Source organism: Ottowia thiooxydans DSM 14619 (assembly GCF_000422885.1).
Taxonomy (GTDB): Bacteria; Pseudomonadota; Gammaproteobacteria; order Burkholderiales; family Burkholderiaceae_C; genus Ottowia; species Ottowia thiooxydans.
Window position 1 is genome coordinate 49,432 of record NZ_KE383943.1, and the last position, 23,409, is coordinate 72,840.

General features: G+C 59.3%; 15 protein-coding genes and 1 tRNA gene. 8 read left to right on the plus strand and 8 right to left on the minus strand.

Annotated elements, in window-relative coordinates; all coding sequences use genetic code 11:
* Positions 1-121 precede the first annotated feature (121 nt).
* The 8 genes from G518_RS0129515 to G518_RS0129550 all read left to right on the plus strand — a co-directional run bounded on the left by G518_RS0129515 (position 122) and on the right by G518_RS0129550 (position 15,098).
* A complete protein-coding gene (locus G518_RS0129515) occupies positions 122-1,225 on the plus strand; it encodes a N4-gp56 family major capsid protein (protein WP_028605541.1) in 1,104 nt (367 codons plus the stop codon).
* A 65-nt stretch (positions 1,226-1,290) separates the two neighbouring features.
* Positions 1,291-1,692 (plus strand): hypothetical protein, encoded by a 402-nt coding sequence (locus G518_RS0129520; RefSeq protein WP_028605542.1) that lies wholly within the window; start codon positions 1,291-1,293, stop codon positions 1,690-1,692.
* A gap of 78 nt (positions 1,693-1,770) precedes the next feature.
* Positions 1,771-2,124, plus strand: a complete 354-nt coding sequence (locus G518_RS0129525; protein ID WP_028605543.1) for a hypothetical protein — start codon at positions 1,771-1,773, stop codon at positions 2,122-2,124.
* Positions 2,125-2,130: 6 nt separating this feature from the next.
* Positions 2,131-2,790, plus strand: coding sequence for a phage adaptor protein (locus G518_RS0129530; RefSeq protein WP_028605544.1), 660 nt, complete (start codon positions 2,131-2,133; stop codon positions 2,788-2,790).
* A gap of 78 nt (positions 2,791-2,868) precedes the next feature.
* On the plus strand, positions 2,869-4,860 hold the full coding sequence (locus G518_RS0129535) for a hypothetical protein (protein ID WP_028605545.1): 1,992 nt from the start codon (positions 2,869-2,871) through the stop codon (positions 4,858-4,860).
* 3 nt (positions 4,861-4,863) lie between these two features.
* Positions 4,864-13,101 carry a PLxRFG domain-containing protein gene (locus tag G518_RS38925; RefSeq protein WP_051237547.1) on the plus strand — a complete coding sequence of 2,746 codons (8,238 nt, stop codon included), beginning with the start codon at positions 4,864-4,866 and terminating at the stop codon, positions 13,099-13,101.
* A 404-nt stretch (positions 13,102-13,505) separates the two neighbouring features.
* Entirely contained in the window at positions 13,506-14,342 is an 837-nt protein-coding gene (locus G518_RS0129545) for a KilA-N domain-containing protein (protein WP_028605546.1), read from the plus strand.
* 180 nt (positions 14,343-14,522) lie between these two features.
* Positions 14,523-15,098, plus strand: coding sequence for an AbiU2 domain-containing protein (locus tag G518_RS0129550; RefSeq protein WP_156909599.1), 576 nt, complete (start codon positions 14,523-14,525; stop codon positions 15,096-15,098).
* 678 nt (positions 15,099-15,776) lie between these two features.
* Here the strand turns inward: G518_RS0129550 and G518_RS0129555 are convergent.
* From G518_RS0129555 to G518_RS0129590, 8 genes are all read right to left on the minus strand, one after another.
* A tRNA-Pro gene (locus tag G518_RS0129555) sits at positions 15,777-15,853 on the minus strand.
* Positions 15,854-15,909: 56 nt separating this feature from the next.
* On the minus strand, positions 15,910-16,605 hold the full coding sequence (locus tag G518_RS0129560; RefSeq protein ID WP_028605548.1) for a glutathione binding-like protein: 696 nt from the start codon (positions 16,603-16,605) through the stop codon (positions 15,910-15,912).
* A 106-nt stretch (positions 16,606-16,711) separates the two neighbouring features.
* Positions 16,712-17,932, minus strand: coding sequence for an acyl-CoA dehydrogenase family protein (locus G518_RS37600; protein ID WP_051237548.1), 1,221 nt, complete (start codon positions 17,930-17,932; stop codon positions 16,712-16,714).
* Between the two features lie 60 nt (positions 17,933-17,992).
* Positions 17,993-19,078: a phosphotransferase gene (locus tag G518_RS0129570; RefSeq protein ID WP_028605549.1), complete on the minus strand. Its 1,086-nt coding sequence runs from the start codon at positions 19,076-19,078 to the stop codon at positions 17,993-17,995.
* A 52-nt stretch (positions 19,079-19,130) separates the two neighbouring features.
* Positions 19,131-19,850 carry a Crp/Fnr family transcriptional regulator gene (locus tag G518_RS0129575; protein WP_028605550.1) on the minus strand — a complete coding sequence of 240 codons (720 nt, stop codon included), beginning with the start codon at positions 19,848-19,850 and terminating at the stop codon, positions 19,131-19,133.
* A 113-nt stretch (positions 19,851-19,963) separates the two neighbouring features.
* Positions 19,964-20,743: an oxepin-CoA hydrolase, alternative type gene (locus tag G518_RS0129580; protein WP_028605551.1), complete on the minus strand. Its 780-nt coding sequence runs from the start codon at positions 20,741-20,743 to the stop codon at positions 19,964-19,966.
* A 76-nt stretch (positions 20,744-20,819) separates the two neighbouring features.
* Complete coding sequence (locus tag G518_RS0129585; RefSeq protein WP_028605552.1) at positions 20,820-22,343, minus strand: 3-hydroxyacyl-CoA dehydrogenase; 1,524 nt, start codon at positions 22,341-22,343, stop codon at positions 20,820-20,822.
* A gap of 15 nt (positions 22,344-22,358) precedes the next feature.
* Positions 22,359-23,366, minus strand: coding sequence for a D-2-hydroxyacid dehydrogenase family protein (locus tag G518_RS0129590; protein WP_028605553.1), 1,008 nt, complete (start codon positions 23,364-23,366; stop codon positions 22,359-22,361).
* Positions 23,367-23,409: the final 43 nt, after the last annotated feature.

A 23,409-nucleotide genomic window follows, 5' to 3' on the forward strand; every position in this document is an offset into this window, starting at 1 on the left:
TTCAACGAGATGTCGCCTTAGACCGGCGTTAAACAGTCTGGCGCTCTTGGCCGCTTAAGCCATGTCTTCCGCATTGGGCTGCGTCATGTCCCGACAAGCAAACCAATTTTTGGAGTAAGACATGGAAACCAACTTTGCATCTTTAACGCCCATTCAGAAAGTGAACTGGGCACGTGAGACGTGGACCGCGGCGCGCGACCAGATGTTCATCAAGAACTTTACCGGCAAGGGCGACAACAACGTCATCCACCGCATCACCGAGCTCTCCAAAACGGAGAAGGGTGAGCAGTGCATCTTCCAACTCGTAGCCGATTTGGTGGGCGATGGCGTTGCAGGCGACAACGAGCGCGAAGGCAACGAGGAGGCGATGCAGTCGCATGGCCAGATCGTCACGATTGACCAGATCAGTCATGGCGTGAAGAACAAGGGCAAACTGGCCGACCAGAAAACGGTCATCAACTTCCGCGAGCAGGGCCGCGACAAACTAGCCTACTGGCTGGCCAACCGCTGCGATCAACTCGCGTTCCTGACGCTCTCCGGCATCGGCTACGCTTTCAACAACGATGGCTCACCCCGAGCTGTGGGATCCCCATTCCCCAGTCTGCAGTTCGCAGTAGACGTACGGGCGCCGTCTGCCAAGCGTTCGTTGATGTGGGATGGCACCTCGCTGGCGGTCTCCAACACCGGCAGCATTACCAATGCCTATGTGCCCAAGTACAGCATGATCGTGGACGCCATCGCTTATGCGAAGGAGCACCACATCAAGCCATTGATGAGCGGTGGGAAGCCGTACTACGTGATGTTCCTTGCGCCTGGTTCGCTGGCAGCCTTGAAGAAGGATCCGGACTACCAGCGCGCTGTGGTGGCTATCGCAACCAAAGCCGGTGCTGATTCGCCATGGTTCACTGGCGCGACCGTGACTGTGGACGGCGCTGTGCTCCATGAGCACAACCTGGTCTATACGACCAAGGGCGCAGCCTCCGGCTCGAAGTGGGGTGCAGTTGGGGCTGTCAACGGCACGCGCACGCTGCTTTGCGGCGCTCAAGCCTTGGGCATGGCTGACCTCGGTCCCGGCGATTGGGTAGAGAAGCTGTTTCAGTATGACAGCCAAGTGGGCCTGAACATCGACAAGATCTTCGGCCTGCTCAAGCCTCAGTTCTATTCGATCTACGACAGATCGATCGAGGACTTCGGTCTGCTGACTATCGACCACTACCTGCAGTAAGCAGTCTCGAAGCGGGGCCTTCGGGTCCTGCTCCTTCTTTCCTTTGTTGTTGAACGGAGCTCATCATGCCCATCAAAAAGAACCCCTCGCGCCAGGAATTAATCGCGGCGCACCTGACCATCGGTTATGCCGACGTAACCACTTACGGTACTGCTGAGGACGCAATCGATCTGCCGGGTAACGCCGTGCTGGTTGGCGGCGACGTCACAGTGCTCACGCCATGGAACAGCGCCACTACGGCCACGTTCAAGCTCGGCGACGCTGCAGACGATGACCGCTATACCGGCACAGCCATCGACTTGAAAACCGCTGGTCGCACTGCACTGACCTTGACGGGACGCAAGCACACAGTAGCTGAGGCGCTTAAAGCCCTGGTTGCGCAAACCGGTGCGGCCGCTACGGCAGGCCAGGCGCGTATCACCGTTCTCTACCTCGTTGAGGGCCGATCAGCCTTCACACAAGGCTAATCACTTTTCGTGGTCAGGCCTTACGGCCTATTTGCCCGGCGGCTCTGTGCTGCCGGGCGCTTTCTCAAGGAAACCATCATGACCAAACGTTTTCGCTCTCCGACTGACACCCCGTTGCATGTGGCTCTGACCTCGGGTCATACCGCAGTCATCCCCCCAGAGGGCATTGATCTGCCTCAAGTATTTCAACGCGAGGCAATAGCCCGCGGTGCACTGCTGGCAGAAGGGGCAACCGACGAGGATAAAACTCAAGTGCTCAACCGCGCGCTCGTCGTCCGGGAAACCATGCAAGCCATGATTGCTGGCGGTGACAAGGACGACTTCACCGGCGACGGTAAGCCTAACCTGATGCGTCTGAAATCGAAGGCTGGATTCAGCGTATCTCGTGAAGAGGCAGATGCTGTATTCGCCGAGCTGACCAAGCAGGAGTGATCCACCATGCAGGTAGGAGAGCTCATTGCAGCCTTTCGTGAGAACACGAAGGACGGCGCCGGCCAGACATTCTGGTCGGAGGGTGACATCGTCTCCTATCTCAATGAGGCGGTTCAGGAGGCGTGCGAGCGAGCCAGACTCATTGAGGATCGCTCCATGTCCGTCACCCTGGTTCCTGGCCAGGACACCTACGACCTGGATCCCAGCGTATTCGAAATCAAACGCCTGACCGTTCGCGGTCGGCGGATCGATGAAACCAGTGTTGAGGCGTTGGATGAGGATAGCCCAGGCTGGGAGGCCAGATCTGGATTGCCGCGCACTTTCATTCTTGAGCAGGCCAGCGGTGCGCAGCCGCCTCGGCTTCGATTCGTTCCCACGCCCGTCGCGGTGGAGCCCATTGGCCTGACGGTCTATCGGGGAGCCCTGCAGGCTTTACGCGCAGGCGGCGTGACTGAAGAGCCTGAAATACCTGCTCGTTTCCACGAACGCCTGCTGTACTGGGTCTATCACCGAGCCTATCTCAAGCAAGACGCCGATGCATTCGACCTGAACAAGGGTGCTCAGTGGCTGGCGCTTTTCGTTCAAGCCTTCGGTGAACGGCCCGATGCAAATGTGCAGCGCAAACAGCGGGATCGTAGGCCGCCCATTGTGGACTGCAGCTGGTGAACGAACCAGAAATATTGAAACATCCCAGTCGCTGCTGCTTTCGAGCGACTGGTTAGCAACGAATCACTGAGGCACACCATGGCACAAACCAAATCCCTCGCAGCTCGTCGACTTCTGGCCATAGGTTCACCTCGCAGGTACCGCGAAGGCGGTATGGTTCGCGGCCCTGGTAATGCCACATCAGACTCTATCCCGGCACGCTTGTCTGATGGTGAGTTCGTCCTGCCTGCTGACACAGTGCGCAAGGTGGGGGCTGAGAGTTTGCACGATCTCGTGCGCATGACCCACAAGCCCAGCGGAAAGCCTGCACATCCGGCCCGATTCGCTGATGGTGGACAAGTTGATGAGAACGGCCTTCCCAACAATAGCTTTGGCGATGCAGCGGCTGTGGCTGCCAATCCGGCGGTCATGGAAGTGAACACGCCACCGCCACCGATCGCTCCCACTCCAACATCTCCTGGACAAACCCCGGCAAGTCTTGCCACCCCAACGCAACCTCCAACATCGAGTTCATGGGATGCCGCGGATACCGCCAAGGCTGCAACTTTAGGCGCAGGGTCAGCCGCCTACGGTGCCAGCAAGTATCTGGGGCCTGTTGCCAATGGGCTCGGCTACAGCGGAGCAGCTCAGATGGCTGGGGATATGGCTAAGACTGCAGTCAAGGATGTGGCCAGTGCCAAGCTGCCAGGCGCTCCGACAGGGGCACTTGCCAAACTGGGCGCCTTGGGTGCGTTGGCCTCGACAGCGGTCGACACGTACTCCACGCCCACGGAGGATTACCGCAAGCGTTTCGGCCTCGAAACCAAGGATCCTTCGTTGCTGGGAGACGTAGCGGTGCGCGCGCTGGGCGCCGCCTCGGATCTGGGAAACGGCATGACGCTTGGCCTCGCGAGTAAGCTGTTCCGCGACAAAACTGAGCCAGTGGCGCCTGGGCCCGCTTCAGTAGCAACTAAGCCGCAGACGGCCTTGCCTCCCTCGGCTTCTGGCGATGCAACGATGCCCGCCAAGGATCCTTCGTTGCGTCCTCTGACTCTTGGTGGGACGACCGAACCCAAAGCCACCCCGACTCCGCGTCCGCAATCCAATGTCACCAAGACGGTAGGCCCAGATGGCAGGGTGACGTACAGCGGCACGGACGTCTCTGGCGACATCAATGTCAACGGTAAGGCGCCACGCGGCAGGCTCTCGGATCTCGGCAATCAAGGTGTCAACAGCGCAGATCGTATCGACCAGATTAACCGGACATCGGCGATCAACAGTGACATCGCCGGCTTGCGCCAGCAGATCCAGCAAGGAGGGGACGCTAAGACCGGCTTGCTGCCAGGTGGCGGCGGGGCTGTCCTCGGTGGCGGTGGTGGGCTGCGCGACGAGAACTACTTGGCCGAACGCAATGCCTTGGTCTCCGTTGGCAGCCTTCAGGCAGCGAAAGAGCGGGCCGGCGACACGTGGCGTAAACGAGGCGGACAACCGGGTGTTGCAAGAGCTGACACGCAGTTGGCCAACTTTAACCGCAACAGAGAGCAAACCAATTCGCTTGCCAACAACGTCGCGGTGCAACATACGCGCAACGCTGGCGATGCAGTGCGTACTCGCTTGCAAGAGCAGGGCGCCAATCAGCGTAACGCGGTGCTTGCTTCGGTTGATCAGCGAAGGGTTGGCATTGAAGCGCGCAGGCAAGCCGATACTGAAGCCACGTCCACCTTGGAACGTACGAAGCTGGGATTCCAGAATCAGAGTGCACAGCAGCTGTTGGGCGCCCAGAAGGGTGTGGACAACGCCAAGACGCCTGCCGAGCAGCGCAGCTCTCGTGAGCGCTTGCTGGCGCTCATGGGCAAGACCGATAACGATGCCTGGACATACGCCCCCGGTGGTCAGGTCCCGGATCCCAAGACCGGTCTACTAGTGACGCAGCCAGGCGTAATCTTCAATCGCTATACCGGTGAGACTCGCAATTCGCCTGGGCAAGCCAGTTCGGCCCCTGCGGCGCCTCCAGAAGGCTCGACGATTCGTGGCAAGGATGGAAGCTTGTACGTAGTGCGCAATGGCCGGCCGATGCCGCTGGGGAGATAAGTGATGGCTGACGTGAACTGGAACGACTTCACTCCCGTGGACAGCCCGGCGCCTGTCGATTGGTCGCAATTCGAGGTGATCAAGCCCACGAGTGCCGGTCGCAAGCTGGCCGATCTGGGCGTCTCCTTCGCGGGCGGTGCACTGGGTGCCACCAAGGCGATTGTCGATTCGACTGGTGCAGGCAGCCAAGCCTCGCAGACGTTGGGCAACGCTCAGGACACTGTTCAAGGTTGGTTGAGCCCGGGGCGCCAAGCAGAGCGCGCCGCGCGGGATCAGATCATTAAGGACGCGGAAAAGTCTGGTTCGTCATTGCAAGAGATCGGCGCGCATCTCGGCGGCATAGCTGAGGCACCGATTAGCACGGTGGCGGAAGCGGCGGGCTCGGCTACGCCCATCGTGGCATCCATGTTTACTCCGGGGGGTCGCTCTGCAGCCGCACGCAGGTTGCTTGGCATTGGATTGGGTGCGGCACAGGGCGCTGGCTCTGTGAAGGGAAGTGTTTACGACGCTGTCGAGAAGCAGCATCTCGATCGCGGTGAAGCACCTGAAGCGGCGAGGCAGTTGGCCGATCAAGCTCAGGCGTACACCGGCCCGAACGCCGACAACATCGCTATCGGTGCGGGCATTGGCGCCGTATCTGGAACAACGGGTGTCGAAGGGATGGTGAGTCGCACGCTGGCCGGCAAGGGCTCGACTAGCGGGTTGTTGCGCCGCATGGCCATGGGCACTGTGAGTGAGGGGCTGCCGGAAGCCGTACAGGGTGGCCAGGAAAGATTCTCAGCGAACGTCGCTCAACAACGGGCAGGCTTCGATGTGCCTACCTGGGAAGGCGTGGCGGGACAAGCTACGGCCGAAGGCGTGGCCGGCGGAATGCTCGGAGGCGCGGCCAGTACCGTGGAAGGACGCGGTGCTCGGCGCCATGCGCGTGAAGCTGCTTTGAATCAGAGCCGGGTCGATGAAAGGACTAGGCTGAGCGCCGATGCCGCTTTGGCTGCGGCAGCGGACGCGCGCGCGAAAGGCGAATCCATTGCTCCGACGTGGACTACGGATTTAGGCGCGGCAGACCCGCTCAGTGATTTCGCGACTGATGTGGCATCTCCCGCCAACGCTCCCGGCTCGGCTGACGTGGACTTCGGTACATCGCCAGGGGCAGCGGCGCCTCGAGAAGGCGGCATCGACTTCACACGCGAGGTGGACACCAGCGGCCTTTCGCTGGTTGATCCCGCTCGCGTGGCGGCGGAAGCAGCGCAGTCAGCACGCCATTCAATCGATTTCGCGCCAGTAGACACAACGCCATCCTGGACCACCGAGCCAGGGGCACAGGCTCAACGCACCGGCATGGACGTGCCGCCAATTGGCTTCGATACCGGCGAGTTGGGTGTGGACACGCGATCACCGAGCCAGCGCATGGGCATCGATCCTGCTGACGGCCCGCTTTCTCGCGGCGCTGCGATGGCAGTCGATTCCGTCCCGGCCCAGCAGCAGATTCAAGTGCCTCAAGTCGACCCTTGGACGATCGATTCCGAACAAATAGCCAACACCGAAAGCGTGGACCCGGGCTTTGCCGGGCTACCGCAGGTTCAGCCCGCGCAGGCAATGGGAATCGAACGTCCCGAGAACTGGCGCACGAATATGCTCCGCGCTGTGCCGGTGGCCAAGGCCATGGGCATCGATCACAAAGGCAAGCGCTTGGCTCAAGTGGTGGCAGAGATCGACGCCGCCGATGCCAAAGTCGAAGGCAGGCCGGAGAACGGCGCCGATCTGTCAGCAGGCCAGATCAATCAGGAGTGGAGCGCCTTCGCCCCTGAGACTGGCACGCTGGGCATCCCCCGAGCAGAGATGCCCCAGATCAAAGCCGAACACCGCGGCGCCTTGGTCAATTTCCTGAAGGCCCGGGGTATCGATAGCCGCGCAGCAGAGATGCCGGCCAACGACCTCAAGCCCACGCAAGCGGAGTTCTCCCCCGAGAAGGTGCAGCGGGCCCGTGACTTCACGGGTGGTGATCGCTCCATTCTGGTTTCGTCAGATGGCTACGTCGTAGATGGCCATCACCAGTGGTTGGCTAAGCGCTCCAATGGTGCGCCGGTCAAGGTGATTCAACTCAAGGTGCCGATTCAGGAAGTGTTGGCCCAAGTCAGTGAGTTTCCGAGCACCGCCACGAGCTCCGGAGCCATTGCAACGCCTGCTCCAGCAGTAGAGCAACCCAAGCCTGTATCACAGCCGAAAACGGAAACCAGCACGAAAGCCAGCAGCAGTGCGGCTTCCCCAACCTTGGCGAAAGAGATCTCCCGCGATATCGGTGTCAACAAGGAAGGCATGAGTGAGTTCCGCGCCAAGCAGGTGCGCAATGAGCTTGCCCGCAAAAACCCCGAGGTCAGCTACACAGTCGAGGAAGATGATTCTCTGAAGAACGGGTATGCGGTGGTGGGGCGCAAACCAGCGCCTGAGCGAGTGGAGAAACTGAGTCTGGCCAAACCGGAGGTTGTCGCCGCTAAGGCGCCACCCTTACCGGACGATGCGCCGGTAGAACGGCGAGACTCTTCCGCTGCGCTGGACGACTTTGGTGAACGATTGGAAGGAGCGCGCAAGTTCCTGCCACCCTCTCTGAAAGAAGAGGTTGCGGACGATCAAATCTCCAGCCTGCCGTTGTCCAAGATCTGGCCGAGTGATGCGCACGAGGGCATTGAGGACGATAGCGCCGCCGCGCTGGCATTTGCTGCGCGTCAGGAAGTTCCCGTGAAGCCACGTACAGCCTACAAGCTGCCCGCCTGGGTGGAGAAGGTCAAAGTCTTCCGCTCGTTGGTGCAGGACATGGGTGGAAACTTGGCAGAGATGGAGCGCCGTTCCGACCTTACACGCTCTGGCTCTCTGACACCCTTCTTCACAAAGGTTCGTCTGCTGGCTCAACTGCCGCGCGAAAGTTGGAGCCGCGTGGGTAAGGCCAGCGAGCACCCCGATGCCTATCGTGTGGAAGACGGCAAGACAGTAGCTAACCCATTTTCGGTTGTGACCATAGACGGCGAGTCGCACATTTTCGGTGGGGTTAAGCGGATCGGGCCTGACGAGGTGGAAAGGGTGAAAGAGTTGTTGGGAACGGCTACGCCCAAGAAGGGCGGCCTGAAGGCAGCGGACTTTGAGATACGCCGCCAGCGCAATGACGGCACCGTGTTCGTGAACCGGAAAGGCGACTCAGAACGTCGACCCTTGAGGACCTTCGCGGGTGATGACGCTGTGACGCAAGCCAGGGCCTGGTTAAACGCCCACGCCGGAGAAGCTGAAGCCACTTGGGAGCAGGTGAAGGCACGCGACAACGTGGCCAAGACCGACACTCGCCGCGAGGACAACCGTCAACGCACGGGCGAAAGCCGGCGCGACGGCAAGGACGTGACGCCCGAGATGTTCGAACAAGCCCTGGGATTCCGTGGCGTACAGTTCGGCGAATGGGTGGGGCAGGGCAAGGGTGCTAAGGAGCGCCAGGGTCTGTTGAATGAAGCCTATGACTCGCTGCTCGACCTGTCTGAGTTATTGGGCATCCCGTCGCGGGCGATCAGCCTGAACGGGACGCTTGGCCTGTCATTTGGCGCCCGTGGATCTGGAAAGGCGGCCGCTCATTTCGAGCCGAGCAACCTAGTCATCAACCTGACTAAGACACGCGGATCCGGCAGCCTGGCGCACGAATGGTTCCATGCGCTGGATAACTATTTCAGTCGTCTGCGTGGTGGCGAAGCTACGTTTACCGGAGATCAGGCAGGCTACCGAAAAAACAACTTCATCACCTACAGACCCGAACCGGCTTGGGTGCAGAAGGTAGATGCGCGCGGCGCTTGGCCCGTTAGCAGCGCTCAACTGCGAGAGCGCCTCAAAAAACTGACGACATATGATCCAGCCAAGACCTTGGAGCAGAACGCCGAGGCCGCTGGCTGGCAGCGGGATCCCAGCCATAAGCTGGGTGTGCGCCCCGAAGTCGAGGGGGTCTTTGCCGAGCTGGTGCAATCGTTAAACGACTCGCCGATGGCCAAGCGCGCGAGCTCACTAGATAAGGGCGCTGAAGGCTACTGGGGCCGCATCATTGAGCGCGGTGCGCGCAGCTTCGAGAACTATGTAATCGGCAAGCTGGCGCAGCGCGGCTGGAGCAACGACTTCCTGGCCAATGTTCGCGATTGGCAGGAGTGGGAGAAGCTAGGCAAGAACGCCGATCGCTATCCCTACTTGAGACCAGAGGAAGAGGCGTCCGTGGCAACGGCGTTCGATAAGCTGTTTGAGACGGTGGATACGCGCCAGGATGAGGCTGGCAACGTGGGGTTGTTCAGTCGGTCCGAGGGTGGCGGTATCGAGGGCGAATCCCCCGTCATGGCGAAGCCAAGCTACTCGCCTCAGGCTCGCGCACAAGCGATCGCCTCAGTTCAGAAAACGGTTGAGGCCATTCGTGCCGCATGGGGAAACTCGCCGGACGTGATCGTGGCGTTCGACATGAGCGATCCGGCTGTGCCTGACTCTGCTCGGCGGGCTGATCTTCGCCAACGCTCCGGTGGAGCTCGTGGCACGCCAGAGGGTTTCTATTACAACGGCAAAGCCTACCTGTTGGCGTCGAAGCTGCGCACGCCCAACGATGCGGCACGTGTGCTGTTTCATGAAGTGCTGGGACACCATGGTTTGCGCGGCGTGTTCGGAAAAGATCTGGACAAGGTTTTAGACCAGATCGCCACCATGCGTCGTGCCGAAGTGGATGCAAAAATCAAGGAGTACGGCCTTCGGGGCGTGAGCGGCCTTGATCGTCGGACCGCGGCGGAAGAGGTTCTGGCTGAGATGGCGCAGTCTCAACCCACTATCGGATTTGTGAAGCGCGCCATCGCTGCAATCCGCACTTGGCTGCGCCAGAACGTGCCGGGTTTCCACAACCTGCGGATGTCCGATGACGAGATCGTGAAGAACTTCATTCTGCCGGCGCGTACCTACGTCGAACGCGGTCTGCAGGGCGCACAGCCGAGCGGTGCGGCCACTGCATTCAGTCGCTCGGACGACAAGATAGTCGAGCCGGTGACCCTGAACCTGCAAGGCTGGGATGGCAGCCAAGCTCAGTTGCGCGCTTTGGCTGGTGGCTGGTACACCGAAAACCTGCAAGGCAAGAGCTTTCACAACGACGACATGGAGGTCGACGTCCAATTCTCCTCAGAGGGCAAGCGCACGGCCTTTGCCACTTCGGGAAACTTGCGGATGGGATGGCGAGCCGAGATGGTCCGGGCGTTGCCTGACCTAGTGAAGCGCGCAGTCAAGGTGGGCGAGAGCGCGCCTGATTCACGCCGCGCGCATGACACCAAGGCATTTCACACGCTAGTTGTGCCGTTGGAGGTCAATGGGAAGGTGTTGGCAGCTAAGGTCACTTTGCGTGAATCGCTGCTCGATCCATACGGCAAGCTACACAAGTTTTATGACATTGCAGCCGTAGAAATAGAAAACGGCTCGGAAATGTCTGGGGTCGCTCCCGATGTTTCCACCGGGCCGGTGCACCCTACTGGATCCGAGCCGTCAGGAATCAGTGTATCGGATCTGGAAAAAATCATCAACCCAGCCGCTCAAAGCGGGGAAGTCCGCTTCAGCCGCGGGCCAGCAGAGCGTGTTGGTGAGGCTATTCGGTCGGTCACAGTCTCGGATATCAAACGGCGGGCAGACTTCAAAGCCGCTGACCTGCGGCCGCTGGGCCTGCAGTTCCTCGGCCGTCGCCAGCTCATGGATGTTTACGGGGAATCGCTCCCTGAGCTGCGTTCCTACAACGACATGATGGCGCGAATGGACGCCGACAAGAACGAAGCCGGGGCTGGCGCGGATCAACTTGCGCGGGATTGGTCCAAGCTTTCCGATGAGGGCGCACTGGCCGATCTGATGCACGACACCACGTTGGCTCAGATGGATCCTTCTAAGCCATTCGTTGAAGGCGACAACCGCCTGCAGTACGGTGCGCTACGCAAGCGCTTCGAATCGCTGTCACCTGGTGCAAAGGACATCTACGCCAGAGCCCGAGACACATACAACCAGCACATGCAGGAGGTTCGCTCGGCTATCAAGGAACGCATCCAGCGCGCCGACATGAGCAGCGAGAGGCGAGCCGCTATGCTCAAGCGCCTGGATGACGAGTTCTTCGGCCGCGTGAAGGGGGTGTATTTCCCTCTGGCCCGTTTCGGTCAGTACGTGGTGGTGGTCAAAGGTGCCGACGGCAAGGTGGAGAACGTCAGCCGGGCAGAGACCATGGCAGAGGCGGACACGGTGCGCAGGCAGCTTCTCTCGGCGTTCCCGTCGACCAAGGGCTTCAACGTCGGTAAGGTACTCAAGGCCAAGGACTTCGTGGCAGATCGCGACAGCGTGGGCCGCGGCTTCATGGAGCAACTCTACGGCGTGCTGGATAAGCAGGGTATGGACGCCAAGCAAAGGGCAGAGCTCGAGGATGCTTTAGGCCAGCTCTACCTGTCGTCACTTCCAGACCTGTCCTGGGCCAAGCATGGCATTCACCGTAAGGGCACAGCAGGCTTCAGCCAGGACGCTCGCCGCGCTTTCGCACAGAACGTTTTCCACGGTGCCAGCTACTTGGCCAAGCTGCGCTACGGCGATCAGTTGCAGGAAGAACTAGCCCAGATGCAGAAGCGGGTGGACGCTGCGGCCGGTGACGTTGCCTTTGATTCGGTGAAGGCTCAGCAGGTGGTGGATGAAATGGCCAAGCGCCACGATGCAGCCATGAACCCAAAGACCAATGCGCTTTCCACTGCACTGACTAGCTTCGGCTTCATGTTCCATCTGGGCTTATCGCCGGCCTCGGCCATGGTCAACCTCACGCAAACGGCGCTGGTGGCCTATCCGGTCATGGGCGCACGTTGGGGGTTTGCCAAGTCCAGCGCAGCGTTGCTCAAGGCCAGCCAGGAAACCGTGCGCGGCAAGAACGACATCACCACGGCACTCAATCCAGAAGAACGCAAAGCATTCGACGAGGCGGTTCGCGCAGGCGTGGTGGATGTGACGATGGCACACGACCTGGCAGGTATCGCTCAGGGCGAAGACCGCAATGTCTCCTACAAGTTGCGGCCAGCCATGCGGGCGGCGAGCTTCCTGTTCCACCACGCGGAGAAGTTCAATAGGCAGGTTAGCTTCGTGGCGGCCTATCGCCTTGCCAGGGAAGCCGGTACCGAACCTGGTGTGGCCTACGAACAAGCCGTCAAGGCTACCTATGACGGCCACTTTGATTACAGCTCCAATAACCGGCCCAGGGTCATGCAGGGCAATGTGGCCCGGGTGCTGCTACTGTTCAAGCAGTACGGCCAGAACATGGTCTACACCTTCGCCCGCAGTGCCCAACAGGCATTGAAGGGCGCTACACCGGAAGATCGCGCACTGGCCCGCAAGACGTTGGCCGGTCTGCTGACCAGCCATGCGATGGCGGCCGGGGTGCTGGGTCTGCCTATGGTGACCACTTTGCTGGCCGCAGCCTCGATGCTCGGTGGTGATGACGACGAACCGTGGGATGCGCAGGTGGCACTGCAGAACCTGCTGGCCGACACCTTCGGGCAGAAGCCGGCCGAAGTGCTTGCCCACGGCCTGTCTCGCATGACTCCCTGGGATATTTCCGGGCGGGTCGGTTTGGATAAGCTGATCTTCCCCGATATCCAGGAAGGATTGGAAGGTCAGCGTTTGGGTGAATCTGCGATGGCTGCTGCCCTGGGCCCGGTGGCCGGTATCGGGATCAATGCGTTGAAAGGCCTACAGGAGATGAGCCACGGCCGGTACCAGCTTGGCCTGGAAGCTATGGCGCCAAGCTTCTTGCGCGGTCCCCTCAAGGCGTTCCGCTATGAAACCGAGGGCGTGAAGGACAAAACGGGCATCGTGATACAGGACGAGGTCGACTCTGCCGCGATGCTGGGTCAGGCCGCTGGTTTTTCACCTTCGAGTGTGCGCAATTCCTACGAAGGCAAATCGGCGATCGTGGGCCATGACCGTGCGTTGCAGGCACGCCGCAGCGCGCTGGTGGAACGGTTCGCCATGGCCGCTATGTCCAATGACGAAGAGGGCAAGGCTGAGGCAAGGGAAGCGGTCCAGCGGTTCAACGAGAAAAACCCGGGCAGGCGCATACAGCCGATGCAACTCGCCCAGAGCGTGCGCCAGCGTGAAAAGCGGATTAGGGAAGCTGAGGATGGCGTTTGGCTTCCGAAGAAGCGTAGAGATGCGGCGGAGGTGGGCCGATTTGCGACGGGAGAGTGATGCACCCAATTGAGTCAGGTCCATTCTGACCCCTTCAAACCGGCGAATTGCCGGTTTGTAGGGGGTCGCGGTTCGCTACCCCCTACGCAGCATGCGACTGCGTACAATTGCATCAAGCTGGAGGCCGGTGGACCGCAGTCAAAGGGTCGTTGGACTAATAATCCAAAGCTGGCCAGGTGAAGTTCCTGCCCTGACCTCCAGCCCTATTGCGCCCGGACATGGCTGTCGCTACCGCCGTGTCTTGCAACTGCTGGATGTGCAAAAGCAGGCAAAACCGTTAAGCAAGGAACGCGGCGCCGAAGAGGTCTGACGCAAGATCGAGATTCGAGTGAAAGCGCTGCCTCGGGCTACCGGTGGGACGCATCGCGTCACATCTAGAATGAGCGATTCAGCAAGGAGGGCGCATGGCAACTGGTGACAAGAGCTTGACGGTGCAGGGAGTGGAGATCCACCTGACGACGAAGGGGGAAGAGGACTACATCAGCCTCACGGACATGGCGTCCAAGTTTGAGGGGGCGGACCAGCAGATTAAGAATTGGCTACAAAACCGTGGCACGATTGACTTTTTAGCAGTCTGGGAGCAACTCAACAATCCAGATTTTAATTTGGTGGGATTCCACCAAATTAGAGTTGATGCGGCTTCTCAGCGGTTCATCATGTCGGTCAAGAAATGGACGGACAACACCGCAGGCATTGGAATAATTGCCCGCGCAGGCCGCTATGGCGGCACCTTCGCACACAAAGATATCGCTTTCGAGTTCGGCTCTTGGCTGAGCCCCGAATTCAAGCTGTACCTTATTACAGAGTTTCAGCGCTTTAAGCAGGCCGAGGCCGAACGAGGCTTGGACTGGGATGTTCGTCGAACTCTTTCGAAAGTCCAGTATAGGGTTCATACGGATGCTGTGAAGGAGCACTTGATCCCGCCTCAGTTATCGTCTAAGGACGCGGGATTCGTCTATGCAAGTGAGGCGGATGTGTTGAACAAGGCGTTGTTTGGCGTGACGGCGTCTGAATGGAAGAGGGCCAATCCAGATGCCAAGGGAAACCTGCGCGACAACGCCACGATGGAGCAATTAGTTGTGATGTCAAGCTTGGAAAGCCAGAATGCTCTCTTGATCCAGCAGCGCATGCCGCAGGCGCAACGCCTTCAGATGCTCAATGGCTTGGCGCGCGCTCAACTCCAGTCGCTTCTCTCCAATCCCAGTTTGCCGCCACTGCGGGGTGGGCCGCTGCTGAACTAACCCCTCACTCGCATCTCGGCCCCTGGTTGACGGTTCATCCCCCGATGTCACAGTAGGCCGTGGAAAGCGGTGGGTAAGGCGGGCAGGGGCAAGCGGAGGGGCGCTGAGTCCAGGCGTCAGGGGGGAATTATTGTCGGCCGCCTGACTCGTGGCAAGAAGAACCACGTTACCATTTTAGCGATGAATACAAGCAAAGCGAACGAGATTGCGCACCTCTTGATTGACGAGGGAACAAAGGCTAGAGCGCACTTCCAAGTGTGGTGGGCACTTCGCAACAAGGCGCTGCCGACCTACTACACGACGATGAACAATCATGACTATGTGGATTTTTTTCACGCAGCTAACTCGGGTCATTACACACTTTTTCTACTTTCGTTAGCCAAAATTTTCGATCGCGACAATCGAGTGGCTGGACTCAAAGAGTTCAAGCAAGCGCTCCGTGCAGAAGGTTTGGGGAAATCGGCTTTGGCGATTGCTCGGGCGTTAAAGCCTCATCTGAAGACCGTGACGACGGTGATGGCAATCAGGAACAAATCTGTAGTCCACAACGAGCATGCGATCAAGCGCAGCAAGGTGTATCAGATCAACGGCGTTACACCCAATGAGTTGCGTGCTTTAATCGACGCGACTTGCGATTCGATCAATGACGCAGCCACATCGCTAGGTATTACCAACACGATTTTTGAGAGTGACAGGGCTGAACAAGCGACATTGAAAATGCTCGAAGCATTGTCTGTTGGTGCTAGAGGCAAGTAACCACTGATCCGGTGAGCGCTGCTTCATCCAACGCGAGCTTCGGCTTCGTTTACCCAGCGGCGCAGCACGTTGGCGTTCAGTCCATGGGCCAGCTACTGCCGCCATCGAAACACCAGGGCGCATGCACTCCTGAATCACGGCCGCCTCGAACTGCACGCTGTGCCGACGCCGACGAACTCGCCTCATCAAATCTATTCCGTAAGTGTCCATGTGTCCGTCAAAGTTAAGCGGACACGAGCCTCCTACATCGCCGCTCCCGGATCAACGTGTGTTCGCTGCCCCCTTACGCTGCTAGACAAGACGAGACGAATTCCCGCTGACCTTGTACTCTCTTGGATGGCCCAAGGGTCAAGGTGTGCCAGTTCATCCAAACTAGGACGGCTCTTAGGGACAAATCTCAGGGATATTGGCTCGGATTCCAGGGGGTTTCAGGGGATCCGAAATGCTCGATCTCGCTCTAAAGCGCTGTTCTTCATGCGTCGTTTTTTGGTATGAAAAACAATCAGGAATTTACTTTGGCAGGATTGAGATCTACCTTCGCCGCTCTGCGCCTAACGAGAGCCCTGAGAGCCGATTTCTGAAGCACCCGTTAGACGCCATCATTTCCGGTTAGACATTTCCAAGCGGAAAGCAAAACGCCTGCAGTAGCGTAAACCACTGCAGGCGCTGTACTTTTTTTGGTCGGAGCGGCGGGATTCGAACTCGCGACCCTCTGCTCCCAAAGCAGATGCGCTACCAGGCTGCGCTACGCTCCGACGAAGCCGCAATTCTACATCGTCTTAAGCCCGTTTTTGGAGCGGGCTAAAAAAGATTAGCGTTTTTCATATTGGGTCTTGCCGAACAGCACTTCTTTCTCAGCCGCAGTGCGGATGCCGTCGGGGCGTAGGCCTGCCAATACCTGAATGCCTCGCTGCACAGCAGGACGCTCATTGATGCGGTCGAACCAGTTCTTCAGAGTGGGAAAATCCGCCCAATCTATGCCTTGGTTCTGCCATGAGCGCAGCCATGGAAAGATGGCCATGTCAGCAATGCTGTAGTCGTCGCCAGCTATGTAAGTATGGGATCGCAATTGGCGATCCATGACGCCGTAAAGACGTTTGGCTTCGTTGGTGTAGCGATCAACGGCGTAAGCAATTTTTTCAGGGGCGTAAATGCGGAAGTGGTGCGCTTGGCCCAGCATGGGGCCAACGCCACCCATCTGGAACATCAGCCACTGCAGTACGTGGTAGCGTCCACGCGGATCTTCAGGAATGAAGCGCTTGGCTTTTTCGGCCAAGTACAAGAGGATGGCGCCGGATTCGAATACCGAGATGGGTTTCCCGTCTGGCCCTTCAGGATCGAGGAGAGCGGGGATCTTGTTGTTGGGGCTGATCTTCAGGAAATCAGGCTGAAACTGATCTCCCTTGCCGATGTTGATCGGAAGCGCGCGGTAAGGCAGTCCGCATTCCTCCAGCATGATGTGCACTTTGTGGCCGTTTGGTGTGGGCCAGGAATAGACGTCGATCACGGTAAAGCTCCTGAAGATTCCGAATCAGTATGCATTGTGCCGCTGAGGGCCGGTTTTTGGTCGGCCTGCCCCAAAAGGGGAACTGCTCTCCAGGGGGAAATGTGCTTCAGCGCCCCAGGGAAGATAGCTCCATTTTGGCCAATGCGTTCCGGTGCACTTCATCCGGTCCGTCTGCGAAACGTAATGTGCGCTGGTAGGCGTAGGCGTATGCCAGAGGCGTATCGCCACTGATGCCAGCGCCTCCGTGAGCCTGCATGGCCCAGTCGATGATCTGCAGAGACATATTGGGCGCCACGATCTTGATCATGGCGATCTCTGCCTGCGCGACCTTGTTGCCCACGGTATCCATCATGTAGGCGGCCTTGAGCGTCAGCAGCCTTGCTTGCTCGATCATGCAGCGCGATTCTGCGATGCGTTCACGCCAAACACCTTGGGTTGAAAGCGGTTTGCCGAAAGCCACGCGGGCATTCAGGCGCTTGCACATCAACTCCAGTGCCCTCTCGGCAATGCCTATGGAGCGCATGCAGTGGTGAATGCGGCCTGGGCCTAAGCGTCCCTGGGCGATAGCGAAGCCCTTGCCTTCGCCTACGAGCAAATTGCCCACAGGTACGCGCACATCTTTGAGTTCGACTTCCATGTGACCGTGTGGCGCATCGTCGTAGCCGAAGATGGTGAGTGGGCGAATCACGTTGATGCCCTTGGTGTTGGTAGGCACCAGGATCATTGACTGTTGGGAGTGGCGCGGTGCTTCGGTATCTGTCTTGCCCATGACAATGAGAATGGCGCAGCGCGGATCACCCACTCCGGAAGACCACCATTTGCGGCCGTTGATGACGTATTCGTCACCTTCGAGGCGCATGCTGCACTCGATGTTGGTGGCGTCAGACGAGGCCACTGCAGGCTCTGTCATCAGGAAGGCCGAACGAATCTCACCTCGGAGCAGAGGTTCGAGCCACTGGATCTTGTTGTCTTCCGAACCATAGCGCTCCAGCGTCTCCATGTTGCCGGTGTCGGGCGCGGAGCAGTTGAATACCTCGGGAGCCCATGGCACGCGGCCCATGATTTCACACAGTGGTGCGTATTCCAGGTTGGAGAGCCCCTCAGGCGCCCGGTCGGATTTTGGCAGAAACAGATTCCAAAGCCCCGCCGCACGTGCTTTGGGCTTTAACTCCTCGATGATCCTGGTGGGGATCCAGGCGTTGCCCTTGGCGCGGTTGGTGGCGATTTCTTCCAGGTAGACGCTCTCATTGGGATAGATGTGCTCGTCCATGAAGGCCAGCAGTCTGGCTTGCAATTCCTTGGTCTTGGCGGAGTATTCGAAATCCATAAAGTCCTCGTCCTTGTGCGAAATGAAAACGGAAAGTCGTGCGAAGCGCCAGAAGGCGCTTTACGCCCTTTGTGCGAATGACCAGGCGAGCTCGGCCATGGGGCGGGCGCCCGCGCCGTTGGCGCGTGCCTGCTCGCTTGATGCCGTGCCGGCCTCTACCCGCTTGGCGATGCCTTGCAAGATGGCTGCGATGCGGAACATGTTGTAGGCCAGATAAAAGTTCCAGTCCGGTGCTAGGGCTTCGGGCGTGGTGAAACCGGTGCGTTCGCAGTATTGGCGGATGTACTCTTGTTCGGTGGGGATGCCCAGGCTTTGCACGTCTACGCCGCCAATGCCCCGGAACGTGCCCGGTGGGATATGCCAAGACATACAGTTGTAGGCAAAGTCTGCCAAGGGGTGGCCCAGGGTGGAAAGCTCCCAGTCGAGCACCGCCAGTACACGCGGTTCCGTGGCGTGGAACATGAGGTTGTCCAGGCGGTAGTCACCGTGAACGATGCTCACGAGACTGTCGTCTTTTGCGCTGGCAGGAATGTTCTCTGGTAGCCACTGCAGCAAGCGGTCCATCTCTGGATTGGGTTGCGTGATGGAGGCTTGGTACTGTTTGCTCCAGCGGCTGATCTGGCGCTCGAAATAGTTGCCGGGCCTGCCGTAGCTGGCCAGGCCGCGATCAGCGAACTTCACCGTGTGCAGGGCAGCGATGACTCGGTTCATCTCGTCGTAGATCGCGGTGCGCTCGGGTGCGTTCATGCCGGGCAAAGTCTGGTCCCACAGCACGCGGCCCGGAACGAATTCCATGACATAGAAAGCACGCCCGATCACTGATTCATCTTCGCACAGCGCATGCATCTGGGCGACTGGCACCGAGGTTCCGTTGAGCCCACGCATCACGGCAAACTCTCGCTCAATGGCATGAGCGGATGGCAAGAGCTTGGCCACTGGCCCAGGCTTGGACCTCATCACGTAGCTCTGGAGTGGGGTGATCAGCTTGTAGGTAGGGTTGGATTGCCCGCCCGAAAATTTCTCAATGCTTAAGGGGCCAGAAAATCCCTCGAGATTCAACTTCAGCCATGCAGAAAGCGCGTCGATATCAATGGCGTGCGCTTCGGGAACGGACGGGTTGCCCGTAGCGGTATCTGATGTGCTCATGCGATTGGCTTTCCTGATGAATTCGTTAGAGAGCCTGTTCGCGGGGCCGCGATCAGGTCTCTGCTTCGGCGATGCGTCTGAGTGCATGCCGGTCGCGTACCACGAGCCCAGCGGGCTCGATCCGGATCACGCCTTCGCGTTCCATGGTCTTGAGTTCCTGGTTCACTCGTTGCCGTGACGCACCGAGCAGCTGCGCCAATTCTTCTTGCGCCAGCTGCAAAGTGATGCGCACTTCCTCGGTGTCCGAGGAGTCGTGCGCGCCATAGCTTCGAGCCAGGTGTGCAAGCTGCTTGGCCAAGCGCGCCCGCAAGGGGAGGGTGTTGAGATCCTCGACTTGGCTGAATAGCAGGCGGATTCGGCGTGCATGGAGCTTTAATAACGCCTCGGAAAAATCGGGATGCTGGGCAATGATTCTTTGGAAATCGGCCCGCGCCACACCCAATATGGTCGTTGGGCCGTGTGCATGCGCATCGTGCGTGCGCCGGTCGCCGTCGAAGATCGCCACATCGCCGAACCAGACGCCCGGTTCGACGTAAGTCAGAGTTACCTGCTTTCCAGTGAGCGTGGTCGAGCTGACGCGTACCGCGCCTTTGGCGCAGGCGATCCATTGCTCTGGCGCTTCGCCGCGTGCGGTGATCAGCTCGCCATCGGCATAGCGTTTGACATAGGCGCATCTAAGGATATCGTGCCGCAGCGAAGGAGAAAGTGAGGAAAACCAGCGACCATTGTTGATCGCCTCGCGTTCCTCCATGGTAAGAATGGGATTGTCCATGGGCTGTCTTCTGAGTGACTGCAACGGAAGATTTTCACGTTCCCCTAGTCGCATTGGGGACGGCAGGAACGAAGTCCCAGGCGCTGAGAGCACGTCCTTGGAGCGCCGCGCTTTTATTCGTATTGTGGCTTCTGCTTGGTCAGGAAAGCGGAAATTCCTATGCCGGCGTTGGCATGGTGCAAGTTTTTGACGAAGTGATCGCGCTCTTGCGCCAATTGCTGGGGTAGCGTTTGGTTGGGGGCGTCGTTCAATAACTCCTTGGCGCTGGCCAGCGCATTGGGGGCACGGGCATTCAGTTTTTCAGCCATGGCCAATGCACTGGAAAGCGCTTCACCCTCATCAGCCAGGCGGTTGACGACCCCCAGCTCATGAAGGCGTTGGGCGCTGATACGCTCTCCGCACATCAGCAGCTCGGTCACCAACTGGCGCGGCAGGGCCGTGCTGAGGCTCCAACTGGCGCCGCCATCGGGTGAGAGCGCGACATTGATATAGGCCATGACGAAGACGGCATCTTTGGCCGCAACAATCATGTCGCAAGACAGTGCCAGCGAGAAACCAGCGCCGGCGGCGGGGCCTTCAACAGCCGCGATCACAGGCTTTGGAAAGGCCCGGATGGCTTCGATCCAGTTGTGCAGGCCCTCAATGCTGCGCGCCTGGTATTCGGGCGGCTGCTGCCGGTTGGCTTGCAGCCGCTGGAGATTGCCTCCGGCGCTGAAGCTTCCGCCCTCGCCCGTGATGACCACGCTGCGCACATCAGGGTTGGATTCAGCGACATTGAGCGCCTCTACGCCTGCGGCGTATATCTCCGGGCCGAGCGCGTTGCGATGTTCGGGGTTGCTGATGGTCAAGACCATCGTGCGGCCTTCGGCCGTGCTGCGCAGTTCGGCGGTCATAGGTGGCTTATTGGAAAGGCGAAATGGAAAAGCGGATTCGCCGCGGCCAAGGCGCACGGCGGTTTCAACGGAGGGCTCACGCCTCCTCGTGCATGAGCGACAAGCCTATGGCGCCGCGCCGGCGCAGCCATGGGCTGGGGCGATAGCGGGGGTCGCCATACACGGTCTGCATGTTGAACAGCACTTCCAACACGTTGGATGGGCCGAACCGGTCGCCCAAGCTCAGCGGACCCGCAGGGTAGCCAAGGCCTAGAGTGACCGCCGTTTCGAGGTCTTTCGGGCTACATACGCGTTGCTGGCAGATGTCGCTGGCGATGTTGATGATGGTGCCCACCACACGCTGAGTGACGAAGCCGCCGGAATCGCGGATCACACTCACGGCTTTTCCATCGCGCGCGAACAAGGCGTGAGCGGCGTCTCTCATGTCGCTGCGGGTAGCCGGGTTTGTGGCGAGCACGCGGCGTTTGGTCGCCTTGTCGTCGATCAGCATATCTATGCCGACCGTGCGAGCGGGATCCAGACGTTCCACGACCGCGACAGTGGTGATGTCAAAGCCCAGTGGCGCAACGATAGTCAGCGCATCCATCGAGGGCGAGGCGCCGGTTTCGATCTTTGCACCCAAATCCTTGAGCAACTGAAGCAACTCCGAGCGGCGCGCTGCACGGGTAGAAACCCATACTGGGGGCAACTCGTCCACCTGCGGTACTGGAGGTTCGGCGGCTACTTGGGCAACGCCGTCGATGTAGTTGTAAAAACCTTCGCCCACTTTCTTGCCCACCACGCCGCCCGCCAATCGCTGGGCTGTGATAACGCTCGGCCGGTAACGGGGCTCATCGTAATACTGGGTATAGATGGATTCCATGACGGGATGGGAAACATCCAGCGCCGTGAGGTCAAACAACTCGAACGGGCCAAGTTTGAAGCCCACCTGGTCTTTAAGGATGCGGTCTATGGTGGCGAAATCAGATACGCCCTCGCTCACGATGCGCAGGGCTTCCGTTCCGTAGCCGCGCCCGGCATGGTTCACGATGAAACCGGGGGTGTCACCAGCCTGTACCGGCGTGTGTCCCATCTGACGCGCGTATTCGGTCAGTGCCGTGCAGGTGGCCTGGCTGGTCTTGAGGCCAGCGATGACCTCAACCACTTTCATCAGCGGTACGGGATTGAAGAAGTGGAAACCAGCGAACTGTTCAGGACGCTTCAAACCCGCAGCAATGGCAGTGACCGAGAGCGACGAAGTGTTGGTGGCAAGGACTGCGCTTGGTTTGACAATGTTTTCGAGCTCGCCAAAGAGCGTTTTCTTGACATCCAGGCGCTCGACAATGGCCTCGATCACGAAATCGCAATCAGCCAAGTCCGCAAGGGCGGCAGCAGACTTCAGGCGCGCTTTCTGTGCCTCCGCAGTAGCGGCTTCCAGCCGACCTTTTTCAACCAGCTTGTCCCATTGGGCGCTGATCGCGTCGCGTGCTTTGGAAATGGCCTGAGCCTGGGTGTCGTAGAGCAGCACGGTGGAGCCGGCCTGAGCGGCGATTTGCGCAATTCCGCGCCCCATAGCGCCGGTACCGACGATGCCTACAGTAGAAAAACGAGGGATATTCATGACAAGGGATTATGGCTATCTTATGACCTGCAAGGCCCCTGGGTTGACGATGTTCGTGGGCGTGCCACGCAGGAAATTTGCCACGTTGTCGAACGCGGCATTGAAATATTGCTCATAACTGTCTTGTTCTACATAGCCGATATGCGGCGTGCAGATGCAGTTCTCTAGCCGCAGCAGCGCATGGCCCTGCAGGATGGGTTCGGTTTCGAATACATCCACGGCTGCCATTCCGGGGCGGCCGCGGTTCAGCGCGCTGACCAGGGTATCTGGCTCGATCAGTTCCGCGCGCGAAATATTGACCAGCAGGGCGGTGGGTTTCATTTGGCTCAGATCGTCCATGCGCACAATGGAGCGTGTGCTTTCGGTTAACCGAAGGTGAAGGGACAGCACGTCGCTTTGCGCGAAGAATTCAGCTTTTGAATGCGCGGCCATGTAACCATCATTCACAGCACGGGCGCGCGAAGCCTCCGAGCCCCAGACCAGCACTTGCATACCGAAAGCGCGGCCATATCCGGCTACCAATTGGCCGATTCTGCCGTAACCCCAAATCCCTAAGGTTCTGCCGCGCAAGACTTGACCAACACCGAAATTTGGCGGCATGGAGGCCGCTTTCAGCCCGGACTGTTGCCATGCGCCGTGCTTGAGGTTCCCAATGTATTGGGGCAGGCGTCGCATGGCGGCCATGATGAGGGCCCAGGTCAATTCGGCCGGGGCAATGGGAGAGCCCACACCTTCGGCCACGGCGATGCCGCGCTCTGTACAGGCGTTAACGTCGACGTGACTGCCCACACGACCGGTCTGCGAAATCATCTTCAGCTTGGGCAGCTTTTCGATCAGTTGGCGAGACAGGTGGGTGCGCTCGCGTATCAACACGATCACGTTGGCATCGCGTAGCCGCACCGACAACTGACCTAAGCCCTTGACGGTGTTCGTATAGACCTTGGCAGGCCATGTTTCCAGCTTGGTGGCGCAGGGGAGCTTTCTTACTGCATCCTGATAATCGTCAAGGATCACAATGTTCATCCCCCGCATTGTGCCTGCGTGGTTCGACGACCGTTCCCGTGTC